Source organism: Janibacter sp. CX7, from assembly GCF_024362365.1.
Taxonomy (GTDB): domain Bacteria; phylum Actinomycetota; class Actinomycetes; order Actinomycetales; family Dermatophilaceae; genus Janibacter.
The window spans coordinates 3,191,128-3,216,074 of the sequence record NZ_CP101464.1; the positions used below are offsets into that span (position 1 = coordinate 3,191,128).

The 24,947-nt window shown below is 73.2% G+C and carries 17 protein-coding genes; 2 read left to right on the plus strand and 15 right to left on the minus strand.

From position 1 onward, the window contains the following. Positions 1–136 precede the first annotated feature (136 nt). The 15 genes from NMQ01_RS15735 to NMQ01_RS15805 all read right to left on the minus strand — a co-directional run bounded on the left by NMQ01_RS15735 (position 137) and on the right by NMQ01_RS15805 (position 22,225). Complete coding sequence (locus tag NMQ01_RS15735; RefSeq protein WP_255184830.1) at positions 137–4,534, minus strand: FtsK/SpoIIIE domain-containing protein; 4,398 nt, start codon at positions 4,532–4,534, stop codon at positions 137–139. Beyond that, a complete protein-coding gene (locus tag NMQ01_RS15740; protein WP_255184831.1) occupies positions 4,531–7,002 on the minus strand; it encodes a transglutaminase domain-containing protein in 2,472 nt (823 codons plus the stop codon). The genes NMQ01_RS15735 and NMQ01_RS15740 overlap by 4 nt, the downstream gene beginning before the upstream one ends. Continuing rightward, entirely contained in the window at positions 6,999–8,411 is a 1,413-nt protein-coding gene (locus NMQ01_RS15745; RefSeq protein WP_255184832.1) for a DUF58 domain-containing protein, read from the minus strand. The genes NMQ01_RS15740 and NMQ01_RS15745 overlap by 4 nt, the downstream gene beginning before the upstream one ends. A 20-nt stretch (positions 8,412–8,431) precedes the next feature. Next, the gene (locus NMQ01_RS15750; protein WP_255184833.1) at positions 8,432–9,400 is read right to left on the minus strand and encodes a MoxR family ATPase; all 969 of its coding nucleotides are present in this window, start codon (positions 9,398–9,400) and stop codon (positions 8,432–8,434) included. A gap of 13 nt (positions 9,401–9,413) precedes the next feature. Continuing rightward, on the minus strand, positions 9,414–10,814 hold the full coding sequence (locus NMQ01_RS15755; protein WP_255184834.1) for a PQQ-like beta-propeller repeat protein: 1,401 nt from the start codon (positions 10,812–10,814) through the stop codon (positions 9,414–9,416). A 7-nt stretch (positions 10,815–10,821) separates the two neighbouring features. Next, the gene (locus NMQ01_RS15760) at positions 10,822–11,538 is read right to left on the minus strand and encodes a hypothetical protein (RefSeq protein ID WP_255184835.1); all 717 of its coding nucleotides are present in this window, start codon (positions 11,536–11,538) and stop codon (positions 10,822–10,824) included. Further along, positions 11,538–12,023, minus strand: coding sequence for a hypothetical protein (locus tag NMQ01_RS15765; RefSeq protein WP_255184836.1), 486 nt, complete (start codon positions 12,021–12,023; stop codon positions 11,538–11,540). The genes NMQ01_RS15760 and NMQ01_RS15765 overlap by 1 nt, the downstream gene beginning before the upstream one ends. Then, complete coding sequence (locus NMQ01_RS15770) at positions 12,020–13,729, minus strand: serine/threonine-protein kinase (protein WP_255184837.1); 1,710 nt, start codon at positions 13,727–13,729, stop codon at positions 12,020–12,022. The genes NMQ01_RS15765 and NMQ01_RS15770 overlap by 4 nt, the downstream gene beginning before the upstream one ends. Positions 13,730–13,736: 7 nt before the next feature. Further along, positions 13,737–16,457, minus strand: a complete 2,721-nt coding sequence (locus tag NMQ01_RS15775) for an FHA domain-containing protein (protein ID WP_255184838.1) — start codon at positions 16,455–16,457, stop codon at positions 13,737–13,739. A gap of 2 nt (positions 16,458–16,459) precedes the next feature. Further along, positions 16,460–17,290 carry a PP2C family serine/threonine-protein phosphatase gene (locus NMQ01_RS15780; protein WP_255184839.1) on the minus strand — a complete coding sequence of 277 codons (831 nt, stop codon included), beginning with the start codon at positions 17,288–17,290 and terminating at the stop codon, positions 16,460–16,462. Positions 17,291–17,295: 5 nt separating this feature from the next. Further along, on the minus strand, positions 17,296–17,769 hold the full coding sequence (locus NMQ01_RS15785) for a hypothetical protein (protein WP_255184840.1): 474 nt from the start codon (positions 17,767–17,769) through the stop codon (positions 17,296–17,298). Positions 17,770–17,782: 13 nt separating this feature from the next. Beyond that, on the minus strand, positions 17,783–18,259 hold the full coding sequence (locus tag NMQ01_RS15790) for a hypothetical protein (protein ID WP_255184841.1): 477 nt from the start codon (positions 18,257–18,259) through the stop codon (positions 17,783–17,785). Positions 18,260–18,332: 73 nt separating this feature from the next. Further along, entirely contained in the window at positions 18,333–19,676 is a 1,344-nt protein-coding gene (locus NMQ01_RS15795) for a WXG100 family type VII secretion target (protein WP_255184842.1), read from the minus strand. Positions 19,677–19,779: 103 nt separating this feature from the next. Continuing rightward, on the minus strand, positions 19,780–21,231 hold the full coding sequence (locus NMQ01_RS15800; protein ID WP_255184843.1) for a CCA tRNA nucleotidyltransferase: 1,452 nt from the start codon (positions 21,229–21,231) through the stop codon (positions 19,780–19,782). Between the two features lie 40 nt (positions 21,232–21,271). After that, positions 21,272–22,225 (minus strand): triacylglycerol lipase, encoded by a 954-nt coding sequence (locus NMQ01_RS15805; RefSeq protein WP_255184844.1) that lies wholly within the window; start codon positions 22,223–22,225, stop codon positions 21,272–21,274. Positions 22,226–22,381: 156 nt separating this feature from the next. On the opposite strand from NMQ01_RS15805, the gene NMQ01_RS15810 reads away from it, so the two are divergent. Together NMQ01_RS15810 and NMQ01_RS15815 are read left to right on the plus strand one after the other, a co-directional pair. Next, a complete protein-coding gene (locus NMQ01_RS15810) occupies positions 22,382–22,864 on the plus strand; it encodes an NUDIX hydrolase (protein WP_255184845.1) in 483 nt (160 codons plus the stop codon). Beyond that, positions 22,837–24,933, plus strand: coding sequence for a DUF6049 family protein (locus NMQ01_RS15815; protein WP_255184846.1), 2,097 nt, complete (start codon positions 22,837–22,839; stop codon positions 24,931–24,933). The genes NMQ01_RS15810 and NMQ01_RS15815 overlap by 28 nt, the downstream gene beginning before the upstream one ends. Positions 24,934–24,947 lie beyond the last annotated feature (14 nt).

Sequence of the window (24,947 nt, forward strand, 5' to 3'; positions counted from 1 at the left end):
GCGGGCGATTCCCCTGCCCGTCTGAGGACAACACTAGGGAGTGAAGTCCTGCGAGGTACATGGGGAGAACTCCCCATCCCTCTCCCCCTTCTGAGGTAGGTCGAATTTCGTTGTCGCGCAACGGAGTTCGCCATCATCAGCGGGCGTCCGGGAGGGTGATCTGGACGATCTCCGCACGGCCCCGGCGCACCAGGACCCCCCGACCCTCGGGCATGACGACCCGGGCGAGGGGCGGGAAGGCGGACTTGAAGATCATCTGCGACTCCGACCCGTCGGGCGCCAGAGCCATGCCCGAGCGCGAGGCCTTGACCAGACCCGGCAGGCCCATGCTCGAGTTCATCGCGGAGGCGTCCGCCTCGCCGACGACGAAGTGGTCGTTGTCGATGAGCGGCTTGATCGCGTCCTGCATCGGCGACTGGAAGGGCGGCGCGTTGAGGTCGTCGAGCTTTTCGACGATGAGCACCTGCGGCAGGGCCATCTCGTCGAGGGCGCGCTCCTTGAGCTCGGTGCACAGCTCCTTGACGTCCTCCTCGCGGCTCGCGGTGCGGTCGACCTCCGGCATGGTGAGCAGCTCGGAGTTGCGCCGCAGCGAGATGACGCTGATCTGGGTCTGCGGGCGCCAGGCCCGGATCGCCCGGATCATCGTCACGAGGGTCGTCGTGCGCCCGCTGCCGGGCGGCCCGGTGACGACGAAGCCACCGCGCGGGTCGAAGGAGACCGGCGCGAGGTCGTCGGAGTTCATCCCGATGACCGGCAGCCCGTCCAGCTGCGCAGGCAGGGACGACATCGGGACGACCTCGGGCAGCGAGGCCACCGGCCGGGCCGGAGCGGCACCGCTCTTGGCCATCGTCTCGGCGAAGCCGCGCACCATCCGCGACTGCTCCGACGCATCGCTCGTGCCACCGAGGACCGCCACCTGGACCTCGCGCTTCTTGAAGATCCCTCGGCCGGGAGGCGACTCCGGGGTGAGCACGTCGCGGGCCGTCCCGAGGAAGGCGTAGTCGTCCTCGGTCGCCATGCGCAGCACGAAGCGCGACTGGACCGAGGAGCCCATCGACACCGGCAGACCACCGCGGGAGTCGACCGAGAGCACGAAGTGCACGCCGACGGGACGCCCGTCGGCGAGCAGCGAGGTGAAGGCGTCGAGCCAGCGCATGAGGGCGCCCGCCGATTCGTAGGCCTGCCGGAAGGCGGTGAGGCCGTCGACGAGCACGAAGATCCGCGGCTCGTCGGTGTGCCCGGTGAGGCGCCGGTACTGCGTGATCGTCGTGGCATTGGCCTTGGAGTAGCGCACCGCCCGCTCGTCGACGATCTCGCGGAGCATCGTCAGCAGCCGCTTGACCCGCTCCTCGTCCTGCCCGGAGATGATGCTGCCGACGTGCGGCAGGTCCTCGAGCATCGACAGGCCGCGGTTGCCGAAGTCGAGCCCGTAGACGTGGCACGGCCCGCCGCGCACGGTGAAGCCGGCGGCGACCGCGATCGTGCGCAGGAAGGAGCTCTTGCCCGCGCCCGATGCCCCGAAGACCGCGAGGTTGCCCTCGGAGTCGGGGCGGAAGCTGATCGTCGGCTGGGCCTGCAGGTCCGGGTCGTCGGCGACACCGATGACCAGCTCGTCGTCGCGCCGGTCGGTGGGCAGCTTCGCCAGGTCGTAGACCTCGGCGAGCTCCGGTAGCCAGGGCTTGCGCGGGATGGCGATCTGCGCCTCGACCCGCGCCCGCTCGACGGTCTCGACGACCCGCTGGATGTCGGTGGGGCCGAGGTCGGCGTCCTCGTCCCCCTTCGGCTTGGCGGGCAGCTCCCACGCGACCGACGCACCGAAGGCGAGGGTCGACACGAGCATGTCCGGCGGTGGCGGGGTGTCGCTCGTCCAGCCACCGGCGTAGCCGGTCTGGAAGGGCACGAGGCGGCCGGGACCGGACTTGGCCATCGCACGACCCGGCAGGGCCGGGTCGAAGTAGGCGGCGTCCTTGGTGCCGAGCACGTCGCTCGAGTCGTCCTCGTCGGCCATGCGCAGCGCCATGCGCAGGTTGGTGTTGGCGCGCAGGTTGTCCTTGATGACACCCGCCGGGCGCTGCGTCGCGAGGATGAGGTGGATGCCGAGCGAGCGGCCGCGCTGGGCGATGTTGACGACGCCGTCGACGAAGTCGGGCACCTCCTGCACGAGGGCGGCGAACTCGTCGACGATGATGATCAGGCTCGGCGGGGCCTCGACCTCGCCGCGGCGCTCCAGCTCGACGAGGTCCTTGGCCTTGAATCGGGCGAGCAGGTGCTCGCGGTAGTGCAGCTCGGCCGACAGCGAGGCGAGCGCCCGGCGGACGAGGTGCGGCGAGAGGTCGGTGACCATGCCGACCGTGTGCGGCAGCTGCACGCAGTCGCGGAAGGCCGAGCCACCCTTGTAGTCGACGAGCAGGAAGGTCACCCGCTGCGGGCTGTTGGCCGTCGCCATGCCGAGGATCCACGCCTGGAGCAGCTCGGACTTGCCGGCACCCGTCGTGCCACCGACGAGGGCGTGCGGTCCGTCGGTGCGCAGGTCGACGCTGTGCGTCCCGAGCGCGCTCTGCCCGATGACGGCGCGAAGGGAGCCCGGCTTGCGGTTGGGGGTGGGCGGCGCGTGGCGCCCGGTGAGGATCGAGCGGTTCTCGTTCCACCGCTCGATGACGGCCAGCTCGGAGGTGGCGATCTCGGTGCCGACGAGGGCGAGGTAGGACACCGAGCGCGGGATGTCGGAGTCGTCCTGGACGACAGCGCTGGCGTCGGTGATCGGGGCGAGGCCCCGGGCGACGTCCATGGCCTCCTGCTCGGAGACCCCGTCGGTCGCCACCCGGGTGGCGACCTGGGCGGGGCCGACCCAGCCGACCTGGCAGTATCCGTCCTCGCCGACCTCGACGAAGGTCCGGCAGGCGGCCGGCAGCTGCTCGGTGACCGGCGCGACCCAGATGACGATGATCCGGTGCTTCCACCCGTGCTCGGCGAGCTGGACGAGGCGGGCCTGCTCGACGGGTGCGTCGCTCTCGACGAGGACGACGACGGCAGGTCCCACGCGTCCCTTGTCGGACGCCACACCGGTGGCGACGAGGGACTCGAGCTGCTCCATGACGGCCGAGCAGCCGGGTCCGGAGCTCGCCGTGTGCTGCACCTCGACCGGGCTCTGCGGGGAGCTCGTGTGCGGCGCCCACTTGAGCCAGTCCCAGTCGCGGGCCGACGACGTCGAGGTCAAGGCGCAGACGACGACCTCGGCGGGCGAGTGGGCGGCGAGGGTCTGCACGACGAGGGAGCGGGCCAGGCCGAGCGAGTGGTCGCGCGGCCCGGAGACGCCGATGGCGCCGTCGAGCAGCGGGTGCGCGGTCACGGGCACGTCGGCGACGACGCCCAGGCCCTGCATGAGTCGGGACACCTCGAGCCAGGCCTCGGCGCGGGTGCGGCCCATCTTGGGCAGCTTGATCTCGCTGCGGCTCGGGCGCACGCCCAGACCGAGGCGGTACTCGAGGAAGCCCGGCTCCTCGGGTCGCCGGGTCCACATGAGCGGGTGGTGCACGGCCACGGCCCGGCCGAAGTCCGCCACCGACGGGTGCTCCTGGCGCCGGATGTCGTGCTCGCGGTCGAGCTCGACCTCGATGTCCTCGACGAGGTAGCCCACGTCCTCGCGGAAGTCGGCCATCGCCTCCTCGAAGTCCAGCCGCACCCGACGCCGCGACTCCCACGCATTGGCGAGCATCATCATCGGCATCATGAGCATGAACATGATCGTGAAGCGCGAGCGGGTGATGGCGAAGAGCGTCGCGCCCATGAAGACCGGCACGATCATCATGGCGAGCGGGATGCGCTGCGGCTTGCCGCGCTCCGGCAGCTCCGGCACCTCGAACTGCAGCCCCTGGTAGATCGGGGCGATGCGCGGCGAGCGGGTGAAGGCGACGTCGCCCGCGTCGGTCATCGTCAGGCCCGCGGCCCGGGTCTTGGCCGAGATCTCGAAGGTCGTGTCACCGATGGTGAAGGTCTCGCCCTCGCGCAGGATCGCGCGGTCGATGCGCTCGTCGCCGACGATGACGCCGTTGGAGGAGCCGAGGTCGGTCACCTCGACGACGTCGGCGACGAGCAGCTTCGCGTGGCGGCGCGAGACGGAGGCGTCGTTGATCTGCACCTCGCAGTCGCGTCCGCGGCCGACGTGCGAGGTGCCCCGCTGCAGCGGGTACTCGCGCCCGGTGTCCGGGCCGGCGACGACCCGCGCGGTCGCGATCGGTGCCGCGGAGTCCTCGTAGCCGGCGGATCGGCGGGTCACCGCGAGGTGGGCACCCGAGCGCAGCCCCGACTCCTGGACCGTGGTGTTGGGGTCGACGGCGCGGTGGTTCTCGTCGACGAGGGCGAGGGTGTAGCTGCCGAGCTCCGCCGGGGCGTGCGCGCTGGCATTGCGCTGCCGCTCCGGGTCGGAGAGCACGAGGTGCTCGGCGAGGTCGCCGACGGTCGTGCGTCCGTCGACCGTCGCGACGAGGTCGGTGTCGACATTGCCCGACCCGCGCAGGGTGAACATCAGCTTCATCGGTGGGCCTCACGGGTGGTGGTGGTCGAGTCGTGCATCCCGATGTCCTCGTGACGGGACAGCAGGGAGCGTGGGTCGAGGGTCGCCCGCACGCGGGTGACGAAGGGAGTGGCCTGTCGCAGTCGTCGGCGCACCCGCCGCAGCTCACCCTGCCACTGCCCCACGGCGTCGGGGTGGGCCGGGGCCTCGCCGAAGACGAGGGCATCGGCCTGCATGGCGGCGGGGACGGCATCGACCTGGGGCCCGAGGGCACGGGCCTGCTCGACGCGGGTCCCGCCGGCGGGAAGCGGCACCCCGAGGAGGCGGGCCTCCTCGAGCAGGTCGTTCCACGACCGGCCGATCCGCCGGTCGGCGGACCCGCTGCGCTGCCGCACGGCCCGGCGCACGGCGGTCACGACCGGAGTGAGCGCGAGCACGAGCAGCGGCAGGAGGACGAAGACCGCGAGGAGCTGGGCCCACAGCGGCCAGGTCGACGGGGACGACCAGTCGACGACGGGCTCGGGCGGCGGCGGGTCGGCCGGCGGCGGCTGCGGCGGCGGGTCGACCTCGGGCTTGTCCCAGGCCTGCGGCGCCCGGCTGGTGTCGGTCTGCTGCTCCGTCATGCTCGGGACGAAGGTCTGCGGCATCAGCTGGAACCACGAGCCGTCGCGCAGCCGGACCTCGACCCACGCGTGGACGTCACGACCGCGGACGAGTCCGTCGTCGGTGGCCGTCGCGCCCACGACGACCCGGGTGGGGATGCCGAGTCGGTTGCCGATGAGCCCGAGGGTCGCGGCGTACTGCTCGTCGTTGCCGGCGAGCTCCTCGGAGTTGAGGAAGCGGTCGAGCCGCCCGAGGCCGTGCCCGGCGGGGTAGTTGCGCGCGATGGTCGCGATCTTCGCCCGCTCGGCCTCGCTGCTCGCACCGGTCGACGGGGCCCCGTCGGTGTAGGTGCCCTCCTCGCGCATCGTCGTCGCGATCGAGCGCAGCTGGGCCCAGGGGTCGTCCGAGGAGCCCTTCCACGTCTCGATCCGGGCGTCGACGAAGGAGGTGTCACCCGTCATCGGCATCGAGCCCCGCGCGACGGGCAGGCTCTCGGGGAGGGCACCGGCCCCCTTCGCCGGGAGCTCGGTGCGCAGCTCGTAGCGGTCACCGGGGCGCAGACCCGGCGGGACGAGCACGGAGTTGGTGCTGAGGTTGAGCCAGGCCTTGCCCTCGAGCCGCTCGCGGGCCGAGCCGAGGAACTCGATGCCCTCGACCTGACCCGTCGTGAGCAGCCAGCCCTCGCCGTAGCCGCCCTCGGGCACGGTGACCCGCACCTGCGTCGGGTTGCCGCCGTCGAGGACGCCGACCCGGCGGCCGAACTGCTGGAAGGACCGCCCAGCATCGGCGCGCGACTCGCCGCGCCCGGCGACGCCCCACGTCGACCCGTCCCAGGTGTCGAGGGTCGCCAGGCGCATCGGCGTCGTCGCGGGCACGCCCTCGACCCGCAGCAGCTCACGCTCGTAGAGCTGGGTGGGGCTGTCCGCGGTGAAGTCGCGGTAGCGGCTGAGCGGCGAGGCGAGCACGCTCGTGTCGTGGCCGGGCACGACACCGGTGCGCACGACCTGCCGGTCGGACTCGCCGTCGCGGCCGGGCAGGAGCGGCCCGACGAGCGCCCCGAGCAGGGCGGCGACGAGCACGATGAGGGCGCCCTGGACGACCCGGGACAGGGCCGGGCGCCGCATCCCCGGCCGGGCGATGCCGATGTCGGGGTCGAGGTGGTCGCGCGCGACGAGCCAGCCGACGAGGACCAGGGCGAGCAGCAGTCCCTGCACCCACTGCGCGGCCGGCTGACCGGTGCCGATCACGATGGTCACGGCGAGCAGGGCGAAGGGGGTCGCCACCAGCCGCAGGCGTGAGCGGGTCACGCGGGCGGTCGCGTAGACCAAGACGGTGCCGACGAGCCCGAGGAAGAGCGCGACCGCGAGGTAGGGCCCCCGGGCGTCGACGGGTGGGACGAGCGTGAGCAGGTCGGTCCAGCCGGTGACCGGGCCACCCACGAGGTCCTTGAAGGTCTGGCCGGTGGGCAGGAAGCCCCACTTGACGTCGTCACGGACGGCGAGCGGACCGCCGAGGAGGAGGTAGAGGACCGCCCCGAGCGCGGTGGTCGCGACGATCGGCCAGCGGTAGGTCGCCTGCACGTGGCCGACGAGCAGGCCCAGGACGACCCCGACCGCGGCGGCCTGCCACCACTGCCAGCCGAAGAGGACGGTGCGCAGCCCGGCGAGGCAGCAGGCCATGACGGCGACGGTGAAGGCCGCGTCGACCGCGTGCCCGATGCCGGGGCGCATCCGCCCGAGGGTCGCCCGCACCTTGTCGCCACCGGTCAGCTGGGGCTTGATCATCCCCTCCTTCGGCGTGCCGACGAGGCTGCCCTCGGTCACCCGTCCCGCGCCACCCGGGGAGGGCGGAGCGCCCGAGGGGGTCTGCGTGCTGGGGCTCGTCATGCCGGCACCAGCCCGGCCGTGACGGAGCCGAGGTCGGCGAGCTCGCCGATCGTGAGCACGCTCAGCCCGCGCAGCCTGCGCAGGCTCGGGTCGCTCACCGGGTCGACGACGACGACGACCTTGTGCACCTCGGTCTCGAACTCGCCGAGGCACTGCTGGATCTCGAGGAAGGCCCGGCCGGGGCCGGTGCACAGCACGGCGACCGAGGAGTCAGGCGCCTGCTGGACGACCCGCCGGGCGCCCCGCACGAGGTCGACGCGCCCGAGACTCGCGGCGGTGAGGGCGTCGAGGACGAGCGGGATCGTCGTGCGGGTCGCGAAGGCCTCTCCGCAGACGACGCTCGCCTCCTGGGCGTCGGTGATCGACTGGACCATGAGCGAGGCGGCGACGGCGATGGCCGTCTCCGCATCCCCTTCGCCGTGGCGGTACATCGCGGGGTCGGTGTCGACGACGACGCCCAGGTGGGAGCGCCGGGTCTCCTGGAACTGGCGCACGAGCAGGCGGTCGTGCTTCGCCGAGGAACGCCAGTGGACGTAGCGCCGGTCGTCGCCGGGCTCGTACTCGCGCAGCGCGTGGAAGTCGATGTCGGCCATCGACAGCTCCGGCGTCACCTCGCCCTCGAGGTCGCGCAGCAGGCCGTGGGCGCCGGACTCGAGCGTGATGTGGCGGGGGTGGACGTGCATGTGCTGCGCGCCGCCGAAGGTCACGGTGCGGCGGGTGATGCCGAGCGGGTCGCCCTGCACGGTCGTCGCGGGGCCGACGGGGATGACCCCGCGACGAGGGGTGTCGATGGGGAAGGCCGTGCGGTGCTGCGCCCCGCGGCGCAGCAGCGGCACGGGGATGACCTGCTCGTCGTCGCCGACCGGCAGCCGCACGAGCGAAGGGAGCATCGTGCGCCTGGACGGGTTGGTCAGGACGACGTGAGCCTGGGCCAGGTCGCCGATCTGCGCGCGCAGCGGATCGACGACGAGCTCGACGTCGGCGCGGTGGGCGGGCAGCGAGATCAGGATGCACAGCAGGACGACGGCGAGCAGGGTCGCGGCGACGAGGGCGAGCTCGACCCAGCCGAGGACGACCGCGAGGACCCAGGCGAGGATCGCGAGGCCGACGAGGGTCCACCCGAGCGGCGTGACGTGGTCGAGCCGACCGCCGAACCAGCGCCGGCGCAGGCGCTCGTCGGTCGCGGCCGCGCCGTGGCGCACGGCCCGGCCGGCACCGCGGCCGGCGTTCAGGAGCCGGCCACCGGGCAGGCGGACGGTGCGCCGGGGACCGGTCGCGCGAGCGCGCGCCGAGGTCGCCATCTGCTCCAGCCGCGCGTCCTCCGGACGGCCCTGGTCGGGCCCGTCGTCGCGCACGCGGCCCCGCCCGCGCGGGGGCCCGGGCGGGGGTGTGGGGGTTCCGGTCGTCATCTGCTGGTCGCTCGGGCCGCTCAGGCCACCCGCTCGGTCGGCGGGGCGACCTCGCCGAGGATCTGGCCGATGACGTCGGTGGTCCGCACCCCGGCGAACTCCGCCTCGGCGGTGAGCAGCAGGCGGTGGGTCATCACCGGCTCGGCGAGCACCTTGACGTCGTCGGGCACGACGTGGGTCCGGCCCTGGCTGGCCGCCCAGGTCTTCGCGCAGCGCACGAGGGCGAGGCAGCCGCGCACCGACAGACCCAGGCGCAGGTTGCGGTGGCGTCGCGTGGCCTCGGCGAGGCGCGAGACGTAGGCGAGGATCGCCGGGTCGACGTGGACCTGGTCGGCGAGACCGGCCATGTCCTCGACGACCTTCGCCGTGACGACGGGGCGCAGCCCACGGGTGCGGTCGCGCCGGCCGGCCTCGGCGAGGACGGCGACGGTCGCCTCGTGGTCGGGGTAGCCGAGCGAGGTCTTCATGAGGAAGCGGTCGAGCTGCGCCTCGGGCAGGCGATAGGTCCCGGCCTGCTCGATCGGGTTCTGCGTCGCGACGACCATGAAGGGACGCCCGACGTCGTGGGTGGTGCCGTCGACGGTGACCCGTCCCTCCTCCATGACCTCGAGGAGGGCCGCCTGCGTCTTGGGCGAGGCGCGGTTGATCTCGTCGGCGAGGACGATCGTCGCGAAGACCGGGCCGCGGTGGAAGTCGAAGCGCTTGGTCTGCTGGTCGTAGATCGTCACACCGGTGACGTCGCTCGGCAGCAGGTCCGGGGTGAACTGGATGCGGCTCGAGGACCCCTGCACGGTGCCCGCGATGGCCCGGGCGAGCTGGGTCTTGCCGGTGCCCGGGTAGTCCTCGAGGAGCAGGTGCCCCTCGGACAGCAGGCAGGTGAGGGCCAGCCGCACGACGTGCTGCTTGCCGAGGACGACCTGGTCGACGTTGCCGACCATCTGCTGGAAGGCCTGGCTGAACCAGCTGGCCTGCTCCTGGGTGACGCTCATCCGTCCTACTTCCTCATCCGGTCTTCGTGGCGGTCGTGGGGCTGGTGGTGGGGCTCGACGTCGTCGGTCGACCCCAGGGTGTCGGCTCGTAGCGCTCGATCTCGTCACGGGGGGCGCCGCCGGGCCAGGTGTCGATGCGCACGTCGTCGGGCAGGCTCAGGTCGAAGACCCGCCCGGTGTCGAGGTCGTTGAGCACGAGCTGGCCACGGGCCTGCCGCACGGCGACGCCGTTGCGACGGGTCTGCTCGCCCTCGGTGGGCAGCTCCACGGTCGGGCGCTTGTCCTGGGTGCAGGTGCGACCCCAGCGGATCGTGCCGCCCTCGCCCCATGCCGCGTAGAGGCAGGGGCCGTTGAGCGCCGGGCGTGAGATGCGGTTGAAGCGCGATCGGGAGCCCCCGGTGACCCCGGCCCCGCTGTCCTCGTCGATGCCCGAGAGGATCTCACCCTCGTTGCCCCCGTCGCTGTCGGAGTCGATCCGCATGAAGCCGGCGCTCTCGACGGTCGAGTAGGCGACGACGTGGCTCGCCGGCCCCGGCTGCTGGAGCGTGGCCACGACGAGGGACTGGCCGGCCTCCTCGTTGGACGCCGGCAGCGCCTGCGGCTGCTCCAGCCCCTCGGCCATGACCTTGCCCGTCTCGAGGTCGAGGACCACCCACGCGTCGCCGACCGCGGTGATGTCGGCGGCCCGGCCGGTGAAACCGAGGGAGGTGCGCTTCGGGGTGCCGAAGCCGTCCCCCTTCGCCGGGATCTCGACGACCCGGCCGCTCTGCGCCGACACGGCCATGATGTCGCCGTCGTCGTCGACGGTGATCGAGGCCCGGGGCCCGACGGTGTCGAGCGGACCGACCTCGGCGAGGTCGCCGATCGAGCTGCCGCCCTCGGGGTCGAGCCGGGTGCCGACGATCCGCCCGGTGTCGTGGTCGACGAAGGCGAGGGTGTCGCCGCCGAGGGCCACGAGGTCGGGCCGCTGGAAGTCCTGGCCCGTCGCCCAGTGCGGCTCGGGCATCTGGACCGTCTCGACCGTGCCGGAGTCGTCCCGGACCGGCTCGCCGGTGCGGGTGTCGATGGCGACGAGCTGGCGGTCTGCGGTGACGCCGATCGCCTGCCGCCCGTCCTGGAGCACGTCGGGTCGCACGACCCCTTCGCCGTTGCCGGAGCGACCGGCGCCCTGGACGACAAGGTCGAGCTCGTGGGCGCCGGTGTTGACCCGACCCCAGTAGCCGGTGCGGCCGCCGGAGACCCAGATGCCCCCGTCGGTGAGGGCGACGTCGTGCACCGGCTGCCCATCGGCGCGCCAGGCGTAGATCGCGGCGACGGCGACGAGCAGCGCGACGACGCCACCCGAGGCGACCCGCAGCCACACCGGTCGCGGGCGGCGCTGCGCGCCCGCGGTCTGCTCCCCCTGAGCGGTCATGCCGGGCTCAGCCCTCCGCGCTCTCGGGGTCCTCGAGCAGGACGAGGTCGTCCTCGGTCACCATGCGCGTCGACAGGGCGTGCTCGACGAGGCGCGACTTGCGGTTGCTCGCGAGCTTGCCCGGCCCGCCGTGCAGGCCGCGGATGCCGGCATCGGCGAGCTTCTGGCAGACGTTGTCGAGCTTGCGGTTGAACTTCGTGACCTTCCAGCCGAGGCGCTCGGCGGCCGCCGCGGAGCTGGGGATCGTGCCCTGCCCGGCCCCGTCACGACGCAGGAAGTCCTCGCACAGGACGACGACGAGCAGCTTCTGGTCGGGGGTGAAGGCGACCCGGCCGACGGTCGTCTCGCCACCCTGCTGCGGGAGGAGGACCTCGTGGTCGACCGAGGTGAAGCTCGGGTTGCCGACGAGGACGTCGAAGTCGTAGGTCGTCGGCCCGGCGGTGAACCACACGGTGACCCGCTCGAAGGCGAGCGGGATGCGGGCGCCGGGGTTGAGCCAGGCCTGGAAGAGGCCCTTCTTGTCGGCGACGGTGGCGGTGAGCGTCGAGCCGACGTTGGTCAGCCACCACCAGCCACCCTCGTGGGTGATCTGGAGGAAGTGCCGGTGGAGGAAGGGGTTGTCGTCGATCTCGACGTCGCCCTCCCGACCGATCGTCAGGCTGCCCTCCCGCGGTGCCTCGTGCAGCTCACCGCAGAAGTCCACCGTCACCACGCTGTCGCTCATCAGCCACCCACCTCTTCGCACTGGACCGTCGACCACCCGGAGACCTGCCCACCCCGGACGACCTGCACCATCCCACACTGTCGCTGTCCGGGGGCGAGCGTCTGCTCGTAGACCGTCTCCCCCGGCAGGAGCGTGACCGGCTCACCGGACACCTGGTCCTCGTCGAGACCGGTCCGGATGCGGAAGCGGTCACCGGTGCGCAGGTCCGGGTACGTCATCTCCCAGCGCAGCACCTCGTCGTGGACGGTGACCTCGAGGGTCGGGGCGTCCGCGAGCGCGCCGCTGGGCTGCGTCGCGTCGGTGTACGTGGGCGCAGGCGGCTGCGCATCCTCGCGGGTGACCCACAGGACGAGAGCGAGGACGGCTGCCGCGACGACGAGGCCCACGATCCCGGCCACGAAGGGGATCAGGCCCACCTCGATCCCCTTCGACGGGGGCTCGGGCGGCGCCGGCTGACCCTGCGGGGGCACGGTCGGGGTCGTCACGACTTGTCCAGGCACTTGATCTCGGTCCACGGCGACGCGTCGGTGCCGCGACGCGCCTGGACCTGGCTGCAGACCCGGTCCGAGGTGCCGAACTCCTGGCTGAAGGTGCCCGTGCCGTCGGTGATGTTGCCGACGCCGGACGCCGTGATCCGGGAGAGGTCGGCATCTCCCGGCCCCGCCCGCACGAAGTAGCTGTCACCGTCCTGGAAGCCGTCGACCTTCATCGTGATGACGGCCTTCGACCCCTCCTGCTTCATCTCGAAGGTCGGGACGCTGCCGCCGAAGGCGGCGCCACCGGACGCCGAGGAGGAGCTGCTCGAGCTCGCCTCCCCGCCGCCGCGGCCGTTGAGCGCGATCACGCCGGCGACGATGCCGACGACGACGAGCAGGGCCGCGACGCCGGCGGCGATCGGGAGCATCCGGCGCCGGCCGGCGTCTGGAGCCGGCCGTGGGCCGGAGGACGTGACGGGTCGCGGCCCCGAGGCGTGCGGGATCGGACCCGAGGAGGTCGGGGGGCCGGAGCCGGGCGCGGCGGGCTGGCCCGAGGGTGCGCCGGTTACCCCGCCGGAGGGCCCGGGGCGACGCTGGGACGGCGGAGCACCGGAGGTCACCGGCGGGGGCGGTCCGTCGGTGCGACGGGAGACGCCCTGCGCGATCGGGACCGCGCCGGTCGCGCCGATGGAGCGGCCACCGCTCAGCTGACCGCCGATGACCGGCTGACCGAGCGGCGGGGGTGGCATGCCGGGGACCGGTCGCGGCTCGGAGCCGGAGTTGGCCCGCAGCTGCGTGCGGTCCGGGGAGTCCCCGGGTGTCGGGCCCGAGTCGGCGCTGTGGCCGAGCTCGTCGAGGACGACGATCGCCGTGCGCGAGAAGCGCTCGTCCTGCTCGATGGCCTGCAGGCTGCGGGCGAACTCGATGGCGCTCGCGGGCCGCGCGAGCGGGTTCTTGCTCATCGCCTGGGCGAGCAGCCGCTCGAGCGACTGGGGCACGTCGGCACGGCCGGTCGTCGGCGGCGGGTTGGAGCGGATGCGCGGCATGAGCGCATAGGCGGAGTTGTCACCGCCCGGCACCTCGAAGGGAGAGCGCCCCACGAGCAGCTGCCACAGGGTGGCGGCGAGGGAGTAGACGTCCGCGCGGGCGTCGCCGTTGCTCTGGCCGAAGAGCACCTCCGGCGGGGCCCACGGGATGGAGACGCCGATGTCGTCGTCGAGCTCCTCGAGGGCACCACCACGCCCGGCGATGCCGAAGTCCGTCAGTCCCGGCGAGCCGTACTGGCTGACGAGGACGTTGGCCGGCTTGATGTCGCGGTGGATGACGCCGGCCCGGTGGGCGGTCTCGACGGCGCTCGAGAGCTGGATGCCGGTGCGCAGCACCTCCTCGACGGAGAACCGTGCCGCCCGGGCCCGCTGCGCCAGGTTGGGCGGCGGGTAGTACTTCATGATGAGGTACGGCCGCCCGTCGTCGCTCGTGTCGGAGCGGAAGACCTGGACGATGTAGGGGTGGTCGGCGAGCTGGGCCATGGTGTTGGCCTCGTCGATGAACTGCTGCTTGATGGCCTGGGTCAGGCCCTCGGTCTTGAGGACCTTGACCGCGACCTTCATCCGCGGCATCTGCTGCTCGTAGAGGAAGACGTCGGCATAGCCGCCCGACCCCAGCGGCTGGACGTAGTCGAGCCCGGGCAGGTCCGGTGGGAGGGCGCTGCTCACTCAGGCATCATCCCGTGACCTCGAAGACCATCGACACCTGGTCGGCGAGCGTGATCGTCGTCCCCGGCTCGATCGTCTGCTGGTCACCGGGGCGCACGCGCACCGGCGAGGACCCGGGCAGCGCGACCGTGGTGCCGTTGGTCGAGCCGAGGTCGCGCACGAGGACGTGCCAGCCATCGAGGACGATCTCGACGTGGTTGCGGGAGATCTCGTTGTCGGGGCTGGAGATGCGCACGAGGTGCGGGGCACGGGCCCCGCTTGCCTCGGCGGCCGCGCGCGGCGCACGACCGATGAGCACGCCCCGGTCGAGGGTGACGACGTCGCCGGTCGAGAGCCGCAGCTGGCCGAGAGCCGGCCGCGGGGTCTGCTCGGGCTGCTGGCTCGGCAGGTCCTGGCCGCAGACCCGGCAGCGGGTCGCGTGGGGCGCGTTGTGGTGACCGCGCGAGCAGCGCACCGCAAGGACCATCGGGCCGGTCGGGATGTCGCCGGTGTCGGCATCGACCGCCGGGGCGACCTGCTGGGCCGGCTGGGCGGGACCGAGGTCGGGCGTCGGCAGGCCGGGCATGCTCCCGGGGAGGCCGGGCATGGCCGGCACGCCACCGGGCATGGAGCCGGTGCCGCCGTCGCCCCAGGGCACGGAGGAGATGACCCCCTCACCCGAGGACGAAGGGGGCTCCCCTCCCGCCGCGTGGTCGGCCGGGCCCGCGGCGGGGGCGGAGGACGCCCCGGCGGCACCGCCAGCGGCAGGTGCGGGGGCGGCTGCGGCGCCGTGGGGCGCGGGGGCGCCCCCGAAGGGCTGCGCCGTGCTGGCCTCGTCGGCCGATCCACCGGCCCGCGGCACGCGGCTGCCGACGAGGTGTCCGTCGCGGAAGAGCGGGCGCACGTTGCCACCCGGCTCGTGGCCGGGTGCGTCGTCACGAGCGGACTGCACGCCGAAGGAGGGGGCCGACGGAGGCGTCGACGGCGCCGGACCCGGCTCGCGGCCGGTCATGGCACCGAAGACCGCCGGACGCTCTTCCGACGGTGCCGGCTCGGCGTCGTCCGGTCGTGCGGACTCGGCGGAGCCGTCGGGGGAGGCAGCGGCGGGAGTGGCGGCGGGGCCCTGCTCCGGCGACCCGCCCGTGACGGCGCCGGAGACGAAGTGGCCGGGGTCGCCGGCGGGAGCTCCCCCTGCCGCGTCGGCGGGCGAGTCCTCCTGGCCGGGTGCGCCGGCCGGCGAGTCCTCCCGGGCCGGGGCGCTGCCCGGCATGGGCGGCAGCCCACCGGGAAGCGCTCCGATGGTCGGCCCGCGCGGGCCCGCGGGGCGGTCGATCTCCTCGTCCTCGCTCGGCGGGGCGAGGGTCGCGTTGGCGGGGTTGTCCTGGGGCTGGAAGCCGCCGGCCGCGGCGACCGGACCGGAGTCGATGGCCTCGGCCTGCGCCTCGTCCTCCTCCATGCCGGCCAGCAGGGAGCTGCGGTGGCTGTGGGTGGTGCCGAAGAGGAAGTCGAAGCTCGGCAGCTCCTCGTCGTCGCCGCTCGCGCCGCCGACGGCGGCCGGGGCTGCCGCGCCCTGGGCGGCGCCGTCCGGCATGCCGGCCGCGGGTGCGGCGTCGGCCACGGGCTCGTCCGTCAGGTCGGCGACGGGGGTCGCCTCGCCGGCGCCGATCGACCGTCCCTCCGGCGCCGGGGTCTCGATGACCGCACCCTCGTCGACGGGTGTGGGCTCCTCGCCCTGCTCACGCTGCTGCGCGGCGGCGACCGGGTCGGGCACGACGGACAGCTGGGGGCGCTGCTGCTCGCTCGGCCTGTCACTCGACCCGTCGCTCGGCTGGCCTCCGCCGAAGACGGAGGGCATCGCCCAGCCTGCCGGCTGGTCCGCCGGCTGCCCGGTGCTGGCCGGGGTTGCGGACGCAGCCGGGGCCTCGTTCGGCGCACCCGGCGTCTCCACGGCCGCCTCGGGATCGGGCGTCTCGTCCGACTCGGCCGGGGCCTGCGGAGCCTCGTCAGGAGCGAAGGGGGCGTCGTCGACCGGCGTCTCGGGGCTCGGCTCGTCGACCTGCTCGCCGTCGATCTGCTGCTCGGCCTCGGCGGGCTCGATGCCCACCGGCTCGTCGGCCGGCTCGGCGTCGGCCTGCTGCTCGGCCTCGGCGGGCTCGATGCCCACCGGCTCGTCGTCAGCCGGCGCCTCGGGGCTGGGCTCCTCGACCTGCTCGGCGTCGGTCTCGGCCGCGTCGGTCCGCTCATCGGCCACCGGGGCCTGCTGAGCTGCCGCCTCCGGCGCGGGAACCACGACCGGCGCCGGGGCGCCGGAGTCAGCAACCCGCTCGGCCGCGTCCGTCTCGGGGTTGTCCGTCTCGGGGCCGGCCACGGCGGCGACCGGCTCGGCGGCGGCCTCGCCCGTCACGAGCGTGACCTCACCGTCGGTGTCGACGTCCTCGTCGGCCCAGGGGCCGCGGGTGGGTGCGGTGACCTCGCGGCTGGAGCCGTCGGCGGCCGTGTGCCGCACGACGGCACTGCCGCGGACGAGGACGCGACCGCTCGCGTGGTCGACGAGCGCGAAGTCGGGCGTGCGGCGCACGCCGCCCGCGCTCAGCTCGTCGACGACGACATCGGCGAGCTCGTCGCCGTCGGCCGCGTCGAGGGCAGCGGTGATGCGCTCGACGAGGGTCTCGTCCCCCTTCGCCAGGACGGACACCCCGTCGCGGGTGACCTCGACCCAGCCCTCGTGGCCCTCGATCCTCGTCTGCATGCTCACTCCTCCTCGGTGAAGCTGTCCCGCGGCGTCGTGTCGTCCCCCGGACGGCGCGGACTGGTCTCGGCGAGGTCGTCCCCGACGTCCCCGTCGAGGTTGACGACGACGACGGTGACATTGTCGCGGCCACCGGCCTCGACGGCAGCACGGACGAGCTCCTCGGCCGCGACCTGCGGGTCGGGGCACGCCTGCAGGATGTCACGCATCCGCTCGTCGGGGACCTCGTTGGTCAGGCCGTCGCTGCAGATGATGAAGCGCTCGCCGGCGTAGGGCGGCAGCACCCACACGTCGGACTGGTAGGCGTAGTCGGTGCCGAGGGAGCGGGTGACGACATTGCGTGCGGGGTGGACCCGCGCCTCCTCGGCGGTGATGACGCCCGCGTCCACGAGCTCCTGCACCTCGGAGTGGTCGACGGTCACCTGGCTCAGCCCGCCGTCGATCCACCGGTAGACCCGGGAGTCGCCGACGTTGAAGACCGCCCAGTGGTCGGACCCGCCGGCGCTGACGAGCGCCAGGCCGGTGGCCGTCGTGCCCATGCCGCGCTGCTCGGGGTTGCCCTCGACGGCGTCGAGGATGCGCTGGTTGGCGACGACGAGCTGGCGGCTGACGTCCTCGGCGGTCAGTTCGGGGTGGGTGACGAGCTCGCGCATCGCCTCCACGGCGATGCCGCTCGCGACCTCGCCCGCCGCGTGCCCGCCCATGCCGTCGGCGACGACGAAGATCCCGCCCTCGGCGAGCGCCGAGTCCTCGTTGTGGTCCCGCACGCGCCCCGTGTCGGTCGCCGCGCCCACGTGGAGCACGAGACCGGGGAGCTCGTCAGGACCGGCCACCGCACTCACTTGGTGACCCGGATCGTCTGCAGCACCTGCTGCACCTCGGCGTAGGCGCTCTGCGCGTCACCACCGCCGACCGAGCCGGTCGCCTGGACGAGGTCGACGATGCGACCGCGTCGCGAGCCCGCGAAGAGATGGATCTGGACGATCGTGCCGATGTCCGGGTCGCTCCACGACACGTTGACGCCGAGGAAGGGGACCTCGCCGAGGGTGAGCTCGAAGGGCTCGTCGACATGGCCCTCGGGCTGCTCGTCGACGAAGGCCCGCAGCTCCGCCAGGGCCTCACGCATCGTGAAGTCGCCCGTCCGCTGGAAGCCGCGGACGACGACATTGGGCGCGAAGCCGTGGTCGCTGTCGATGCGGCGGCAGGCGAGCAGGGTCCCGCCGACCCGCACGGGCGCCCAGGTGTCCGGGGCGTCGATGGTGACTCCGGGGGGACCGGGGAAGACCTCGCTCGGGTAGCTCAGCTCAGGCATGCGCAGTGGATCCTCAGGGGTTGACGCGGATGGTGTCGACGATCGCGTCAATCGTCGCGTAGTCCTGCTCTCGTCGCGAGCCAGCGTAGGAACCGGTCACCTGGATGACGTCCATGACGTCGTTGCGACGCTGGCCGGTGAACCAGTGCACCTGGCCGATCGTGCCGGCCTGGTCGTCGACGAAGGCGACGTCGGAGCCGAGCCACTCGCGGCCGTTGACGGCCTGCTGCTTGAGCGCGCCGAGCTCGCCGTCACGTCGCTGAGCGACGTACTCGGACAGCTCCGCGTGGATCTCCTCGGAGCCGAAGGACCCGAGGCGCTGGTAGAAGCGGACGACGACATTGGCGAGGAAGTGGTCGACACCCTGGGCGTCGTCGCGGATCGCGATGAGCGTCTCGGGCGCCCACACCTGGGTCCAGCCCTCGGGCATGTCGAGGGTGATCGGCGGCGGGCCGGGGACGACGTCGCTCGGGTAGCTGATGGTGGTCATGCTGCTCTCCTGTGGTCATGGGGGCGGCGGACTGGGGCCCAGCCTGCCATCTGGTGCGAAGGGGGTGTGACGTCTAGTCCCAGAAGCTGACCTTGTCCCAGGCCTTCTTGCCGGCGTCGCCGACGTCGCTGATGACTTCCTTCGGCGAGACCGAGATGTCGGCCTTGAGCCCGCCGCCGATGCCCAGGGTCGCGCCGACGTCGAACTTCACGCCGACCTTGTCCATGCTGACCTCGGCGTCCGCCGACGCGTGGGCGCCGATGCCGTAGGACACCTCGCCGCCGACGCCGACCTCGGCGGGGCCGAGGTCCTGGCTGACGGAGCCCTCGGCCTTGCCGCCGGCGAAAGCCTCGGCGTTGACGCCGACCTTGGCCCCACCCGGGCCGATGTTGGCCTCACCGCTCGCCTTGGCCTCCGCACCGACGAAGGCCTCCCCCTGCGCGGAGGTGCCGTGGTCACCGGTCCAGTGGCCCTCGACCTTGCCGACGTAGGCACCGGCCTCGGCATTGGCCTCGGCGTAGGCACCCTTCTTCAGGTCGAAGCCGGCCTTGCCCTCGGTGGCGTACTCGGCGGAGAGGGCCTTGACGCTGGCACCGGTCTTCTCGTCGCCCCAGTCCTTCTGCCAGGCCTCGACGTCGCCCTTCTGGTCCCAGGCCTTCTTCTCGACCAGGGGGTCGGTCTGGACCCCGTCGAGGATCTTCTTGCCGTCCTTCTGCGAACCGTCGTCGAAGGACTTCTCCTTCGACCAGGACTCGCCGTACTCCTTGGTCCCGAGCGGGCCCTTGCCCCGGGTCGACTCCTGGGTCGTCTCCCAACCCTTGTCGCTCTTGGTCTGGTCGACGTCAGTCTCGGAGGAGCGACGGAAGCGGGGGTCCTGCTCGCGCTTCCAGCTGCCGTCCTCGGCCTCCTGCCAGCGCTTGCCCGTCACCGGGTCGTAGTAGTGGGTGTTGCCGTCCTTGTCCTTGTTGACCTTGACGAGGTCGGAGTCCTTGCCCGGACGCTCGAAGGTCTGCTTGTAGCTGATCGGGCCGTCGTCCTTGCCCTGACCCTTGCCGCCGCCGTTGCCGTTGCCGCCGCCGTTGCCGTTGCCCCCGCCGTTGCCATTGCCGCCGCCGTTGCCCCCGCCGCCGCCGGAGCCGCCGACCTCCTTGGAGGTGGTGTCCTGGTCGCTCGCCTGCTCCTTCATCGTCCGGGCGACCTGGCGCAGGGTCTCGGTGGCCTCCCCCAGCTGCTTGACCGCGGTCGTGCGCCAGCGCACGAGCAGCGCCTGGCCGTCGTCGCCCTCCCAGTTGCCCTGCAGGAGGCCGGCGCTGGAGTTGCCCCGCTCCAGCACGTCGTCGAGCCGGTTGGCCTCGGTCGTGAGCTGCGCAGCGATCTCGCGGATGCGCGCAGTGTCCATGCCCTGCTGGACGTTCATCTTCTCTCCCCTGGCGGTGGCCGACGAGGCCTTCGAGTGCGGTCAGGTGGTCAACCTAGGCGTCCCGGGCGGGGAGCGACATGGGGAGCACTCCCCACCCGCCTCAGGAGCGCTCCGCCCACCACGCCCGGAGCCGCTCCGCGGCCGCCTCGGGACCGATCGGACCCTCGTCGAGACGCACCTGCAGGAGGTGTCGGTAGGCCTCGCCGAGGACCGGCCCGGGCTCGATGCCGAGGACCTCGGCGATCTGGTGGCCGTCGAGCTCGGGGCGCACCTTGTCCAGCTCCTCCTGCGCGAGGAGGTCGTCGATGCGCTGCTCGAGGTCGTCGTAGGCGCGGCGCAGACGGGCGGCCTTGCGCTGGTTGCGGGTCGTGCAGTCGGCCCGGGTCAGCCGGTGCAGCCGCTGCAGCAGCGGACCGGCGTCGGTGACATATCGGCGGACCGCCGAGTCGGTCCACTGCCCGTCGCCGTAGCCGTGGAAGCGCAGGTGCAGCTCGACGAGGCGGGCGACCGACTTCGTCGTCTCCTTGTCGAAGCGCAGCGCGCGCATCCGCTTGGCGGTGAGCTTGGCCCCGACGACGTCGTGGTGGTGGAAGGAGACACCGCCCCCCTCCTCGAAGCGCCGCGTGCGGGGCTTGCCGATGTCGTGGAGCAGCGCGGCCAGGCGCAGCACGAGGTCGGGGCGCGGCACCGGGTGGTCGGCGTCGGCGGCGGGCCCTTCCAGGTCGATCGCCTGCTGGAGCACGGTGAGCGAGTGCTCGTAGACGTCCTTGTGCCGGTGGTGCTCGTCGATCTCGAGGCGAAGGGCGGGCAGCTCCGGCAGCACCTGCTCGGCGAGGCCGGTGTCGACGAGGACGCGCAGGCCCGCCACGGGGTCGGCGGCGAGGAGGAGCTTGACCAGCTCGTCCCGGATGCGCTCGGCCGAGACGATCTCGAGGGTGCCGGCTGCGGCGGTCATCGCCTCGAGCACCTCGGGGCTGGGGACGAGCCCCAGCTGGGCCACGAAGCGCGCCGCCCGCATCATCCGGAGCGGGTCGTCGGAGAAGGAGACCTCCGGCGTGGAGGGCGTGCGCAGCCGCTGGGCGGCGAGGTCGAGCATGCCGCCGTGCGGGTCGACGAGCGCGAGGTCGGGCAGGCGCAGGGCCATGGCGTTGACGGTGAAATCACGCCGGACGAGGTCGTCCTCGAGGTTGTCGCCGAAGGCGACGACCGGCTTGCGGGTCGTCCCGTCGTAGGCATCGGCCCGATAGGTGGTCACCTCGACGGTGTAGCCGCGGTGCCGGGCGCCGATGGTCCCGAAGTCGCGCCCCATGTCCCAGTGCGCGTCGCCCCAGTCGGCGAGGATCGCCTCGGTCTCGTCGGGCGACGCCGAGGTCGTCAGGTCGAGGTCCTCGCTGGCGCGACCGAGGAAGGCGTCACGCACGGGGCCGCCGACGAGGGCCAGCTCGTGACCCCCCTTCGCAAATCGCTCGCCGAGGTCGGTGAGCAGCGGCACGACCGGCGCCAGATGGGCCACGGCCGCACGCAGGATCTCCGGGGGCAGGTCGGGGGACATGGAGCCCAAGGTTACGTGGGCTGCGTCCCCCGACCCGACATCACAGGACCGGGGCGTTGGGCAGGCAGCGGATCGTCCCGGACCCGTCGGCCTTGAGCGCGCGCTTGGTGATGTCGATGACCCGGGGGCTGTGGGTGATCGACAGGTGGTCGCTCAGGTCGATCGCGCACCCGTCCTGGACGGTGATGTTGCGGACCGTGGCTCCCGGACCGGCGGTGAGGAAGGTGCTGCGGTAGGGGGTGACCACCTCGTCGTACTTCGTCCCGATGACGGTGTAGTCGACCCCGGGAACGGTGTCGCCGTCGGCGGTGAGGGCGGTGATGTACTCCGACCCCTGCATCTGGTCGACGGCGGCCTGCCCCAGGCCCTCTCGGGTGAGGTCCGTCGCCCCGACGGCCTCGGCGATCGTCCCCAGACCCGACAGGGTCGTGCCGTGGTGGCTGCCGGCCAGGGTGACGACGTCGTCGACCCCTCCGCCACCGTGCTTCTTGAGCACGTCGGTGATGATCGTCCCGCCCTGCGACCACCCGACCATGTCGACCTTCGAGAAGCCGGTGCGGGAGCGCACGGTCTCGGCGAAGGCGGCCAGCTCGTCCCCGTTGCCCGAGAGCCCGGTCGTGCCGTAGACGCCGGGGATCTGGGCTGCGGCGTCCGTACCGTCCGTGCCGTAGTTGAAGGAGTAGACGCAGTAGCCGGCCCACTTCAGCTCGGGCGCCATCCGCGCGAAGGAGTCGTACTGGTTGGCGAAGGTGCCGTGGACGAGGACCACCGGGTTCTCACCCTCTCGCGGAACGCACCCCCAGTCGTTGACACCCTGCGGCTGGGCGTCGGGGTGCGCGAGCGAGTAGAGGAGCGAGCCGCTGAAGTTCAGCTGGTAGGGGCCGGTGACCGGCTCCTCCTGCTCGGCTGCGCCTGCCGTACCCACCCCCATCGTCAGGCTGGTCAGCAGGGCGGCGCCCGCGGCGGCTGCGGCTCGTCGGAGGGTCGGCTTCATCGTGGCTCCCGGGAAGGTCGTGCGTCGTCCTTGACGCGTCCGTCCTCGTTGACGGACCTACCAGACAGTAGTCACGCCGGTCCCACCGAGCAGAGCGCGTCCGGCGCACCTCGCCACCCGGGAGGCGCCCCGAGGTCGCATGGCTACAGTGACCACATGACCCACCCCGCCCACGCCTCCGGACCGCAGCGCCGTCTGCCCGCGGTCGAGGAGCGGAGCGCCGGTGGGGTCGTCGTCGACGTGCACGAAGGGGAGGCCCGGATCGCGGTCATCGCCCGCCGCAACCGCGCCGGCCGCCTCGAGTGGTGCCTGCCCAAGGGCCACATCGAGGGCGAGGAGACGCTCGTCGAGACCGCCGCCCGCGAGGTCGCCGAGGAGACCGGCATCGAGGCCCGGGTCCTCGTCGAGCTCGGGACCATCGACTACTGGTTCGCCACCCCCGACCGGCGGATCCACAAGTTCGTCCACCACTACCTGCTCGAGGCCATCGGCGGCTACCTGACGATCGACAACGACCCCGACCACGAGGCCGTCGACGTCGCCTGGCTGCCGCTGCGCGAGGCGCACCGGCACCTGACCTTCCCCAACGAACGCCGCATCGCGAGGGAGGCGTGGCAGCGACTCGCCGGCGACGCCTGAGCGCCGCGGTCGCGAGCCTGCTGCTCGCGCTGCTCGTCGTGCTCCCCGTCGCCGTTGGTCCCACCACTGCCGCCGCCACCCCCTTCGCACCGGAGGACCCCGGTGACTCGCGGGTCACGATCACGTCGATCACCCCCGTCGTCGAGGGCGACGGTGTCGCCACGGTGCGCGGCACGGTGGCCAACACCGGCTCCACGACCCTCTCCGGCCCCCGGGTGGCCGTGGTCCCGCAGGAGGCGGGCACCGGCCGGTCCGACATCGCCGACTGGACGAAGGGGGATGCCCCCGTCTCCGGGACCGCACTGGCCGCGACGACGCTCGACGACGTCGCCGCCGGCGGCTCGGCGAGCTTCACGCTCGAGGTCGACGGCAACGACCTGCTGCCGCAGTCCTCCGCCGGCGCCGCGTGGGTGAGCGTGCAGACCGACGCGACGGCGGTGCACACCTTCGTCGGCGTGCAGCGGACCAAGGAGTACGAGCCGCTGCAGATCCTCTGGGGCATGCCGCTGCTGCTCCCCGACGACCGCCGGCTGTGGGGCACGAGCCGCGAGGCCCGCAGCAGCGCGTGGCAGGAGGCCGTCGGGAGCGACTCCCGGATCGCCGCCCTCACCTCCGAGGAACCCGCGGACGACGAGTTCTGGGTGCTCGACCCCTCCCTGCTCGATGTCCCCGCCGACGGCGAGGACATCGCCACCGCCGAGCGGGAGACGCGCACCCGGGCCGCCGAGTCCCTGCGAGAGCAGCTCGTCGGCTCCCGCACCCTCGTCCTGCCGGACGCCGATGCCGACGTCGCGGCGGGCGCCGAGTCGAAGGACGCCGCCCGACTGGTGAAGGCCCGGGTCGCCGACGGCACCCGGGTCGCCCAGGAGCTCGGGGCGCGCAGCGACGTGCTGTGGCCCGCCGACGGGCTGGCGACCGGCGAGCGCGCCGAGGCCCTCCACGAGCTGCGACCGACGGGGGTCGAGCCCACCCTGCTCGTCCCCAGCACGAGCCTGGTCCCCGAGGGATTCACCGCCACCGGCGGAGACCGGACCACGGCCGGGAGCCCCGTCGTCGTCAGCGACGGCCCGATCGCCGACCTCGTCGAGGGCCTGTCGAGCGCCGACGACGTCACCCTGGCCCGTCAGCAGCTCGTCGCCGAGACCGCGGCCGTGCTCGGCGAGCGCCCGGGCACCCCCCGCACGATCGTCGTCGTCCCCGACCGCACGAGCACGCCCTCCGTCGAGGCCTACGAGCAGCTGCGCGCGTCGACCGACCGCATCCCCTGGCTCGAGGGCGGCGACCTCGCGTCGGTGCTCGACGACGCCGCCGCGGCCGAGCCGGCCCGCACCGCGCGGACCCCGGGCCAGATCGACGACGTGACCGCCGGCGCTGCGACTCCTTCGGCGGTCCTGTCGCAGGACCGCTCGCGCCGCATCGTCCGCGACTCCCGGTCGATGGCGACCTTCGCCGCCGTCCGTCGCGACGGGACCGCGTGGCGCTCGCGGATGCAGGCCTCCCTGCAGCAGCTGACGTCGACCCGGTGGCGCGAGGACCGCTACGGCTTCGTGCGCCTGCACGACGACGTCGAGCAGGCCGTCACGCTCGACGCCGACGACCTCGTCGTCTCCTCGGGCGACGTCAACTTCTTCGCCGACAGCGGGCGGCTGCAGATCAGCATCACCAACAACACCGACGTCCAGCTCGAGGACCTGCGGGTGCACGTCACCCCCGGCAACCACTCGCTGCGCGTCGACGGCGACCCCGACCCGGTGACGATCGGCCCGGGCGGCCAGCAGACGGTCACGGTGCAGGCCACGGCGCTCGCGGCCGGCCAGGTGCCCGTCAACGTCGCCGTGACGACCCCGGGCGGCCACGCCGTCGCCGAGCCCGCGACCCTGCACGTCAAGGTGCGGCCGACCGGCGACTCGATCTACTGGGTCATCGGTGGCGCGGCCGTGCTCCTCCTCGCGGCAGGCACGTGGCGTACCGTGCGGGGCGGTCGTCGCGCACGCGCGGCCGCACCCGAGGGCAGCTCGTCCGAGGGTCAGCCCGAGAGCAGCTCGCCCGAGGGCGACACAGACCACTGACCCCGAGGGGACGA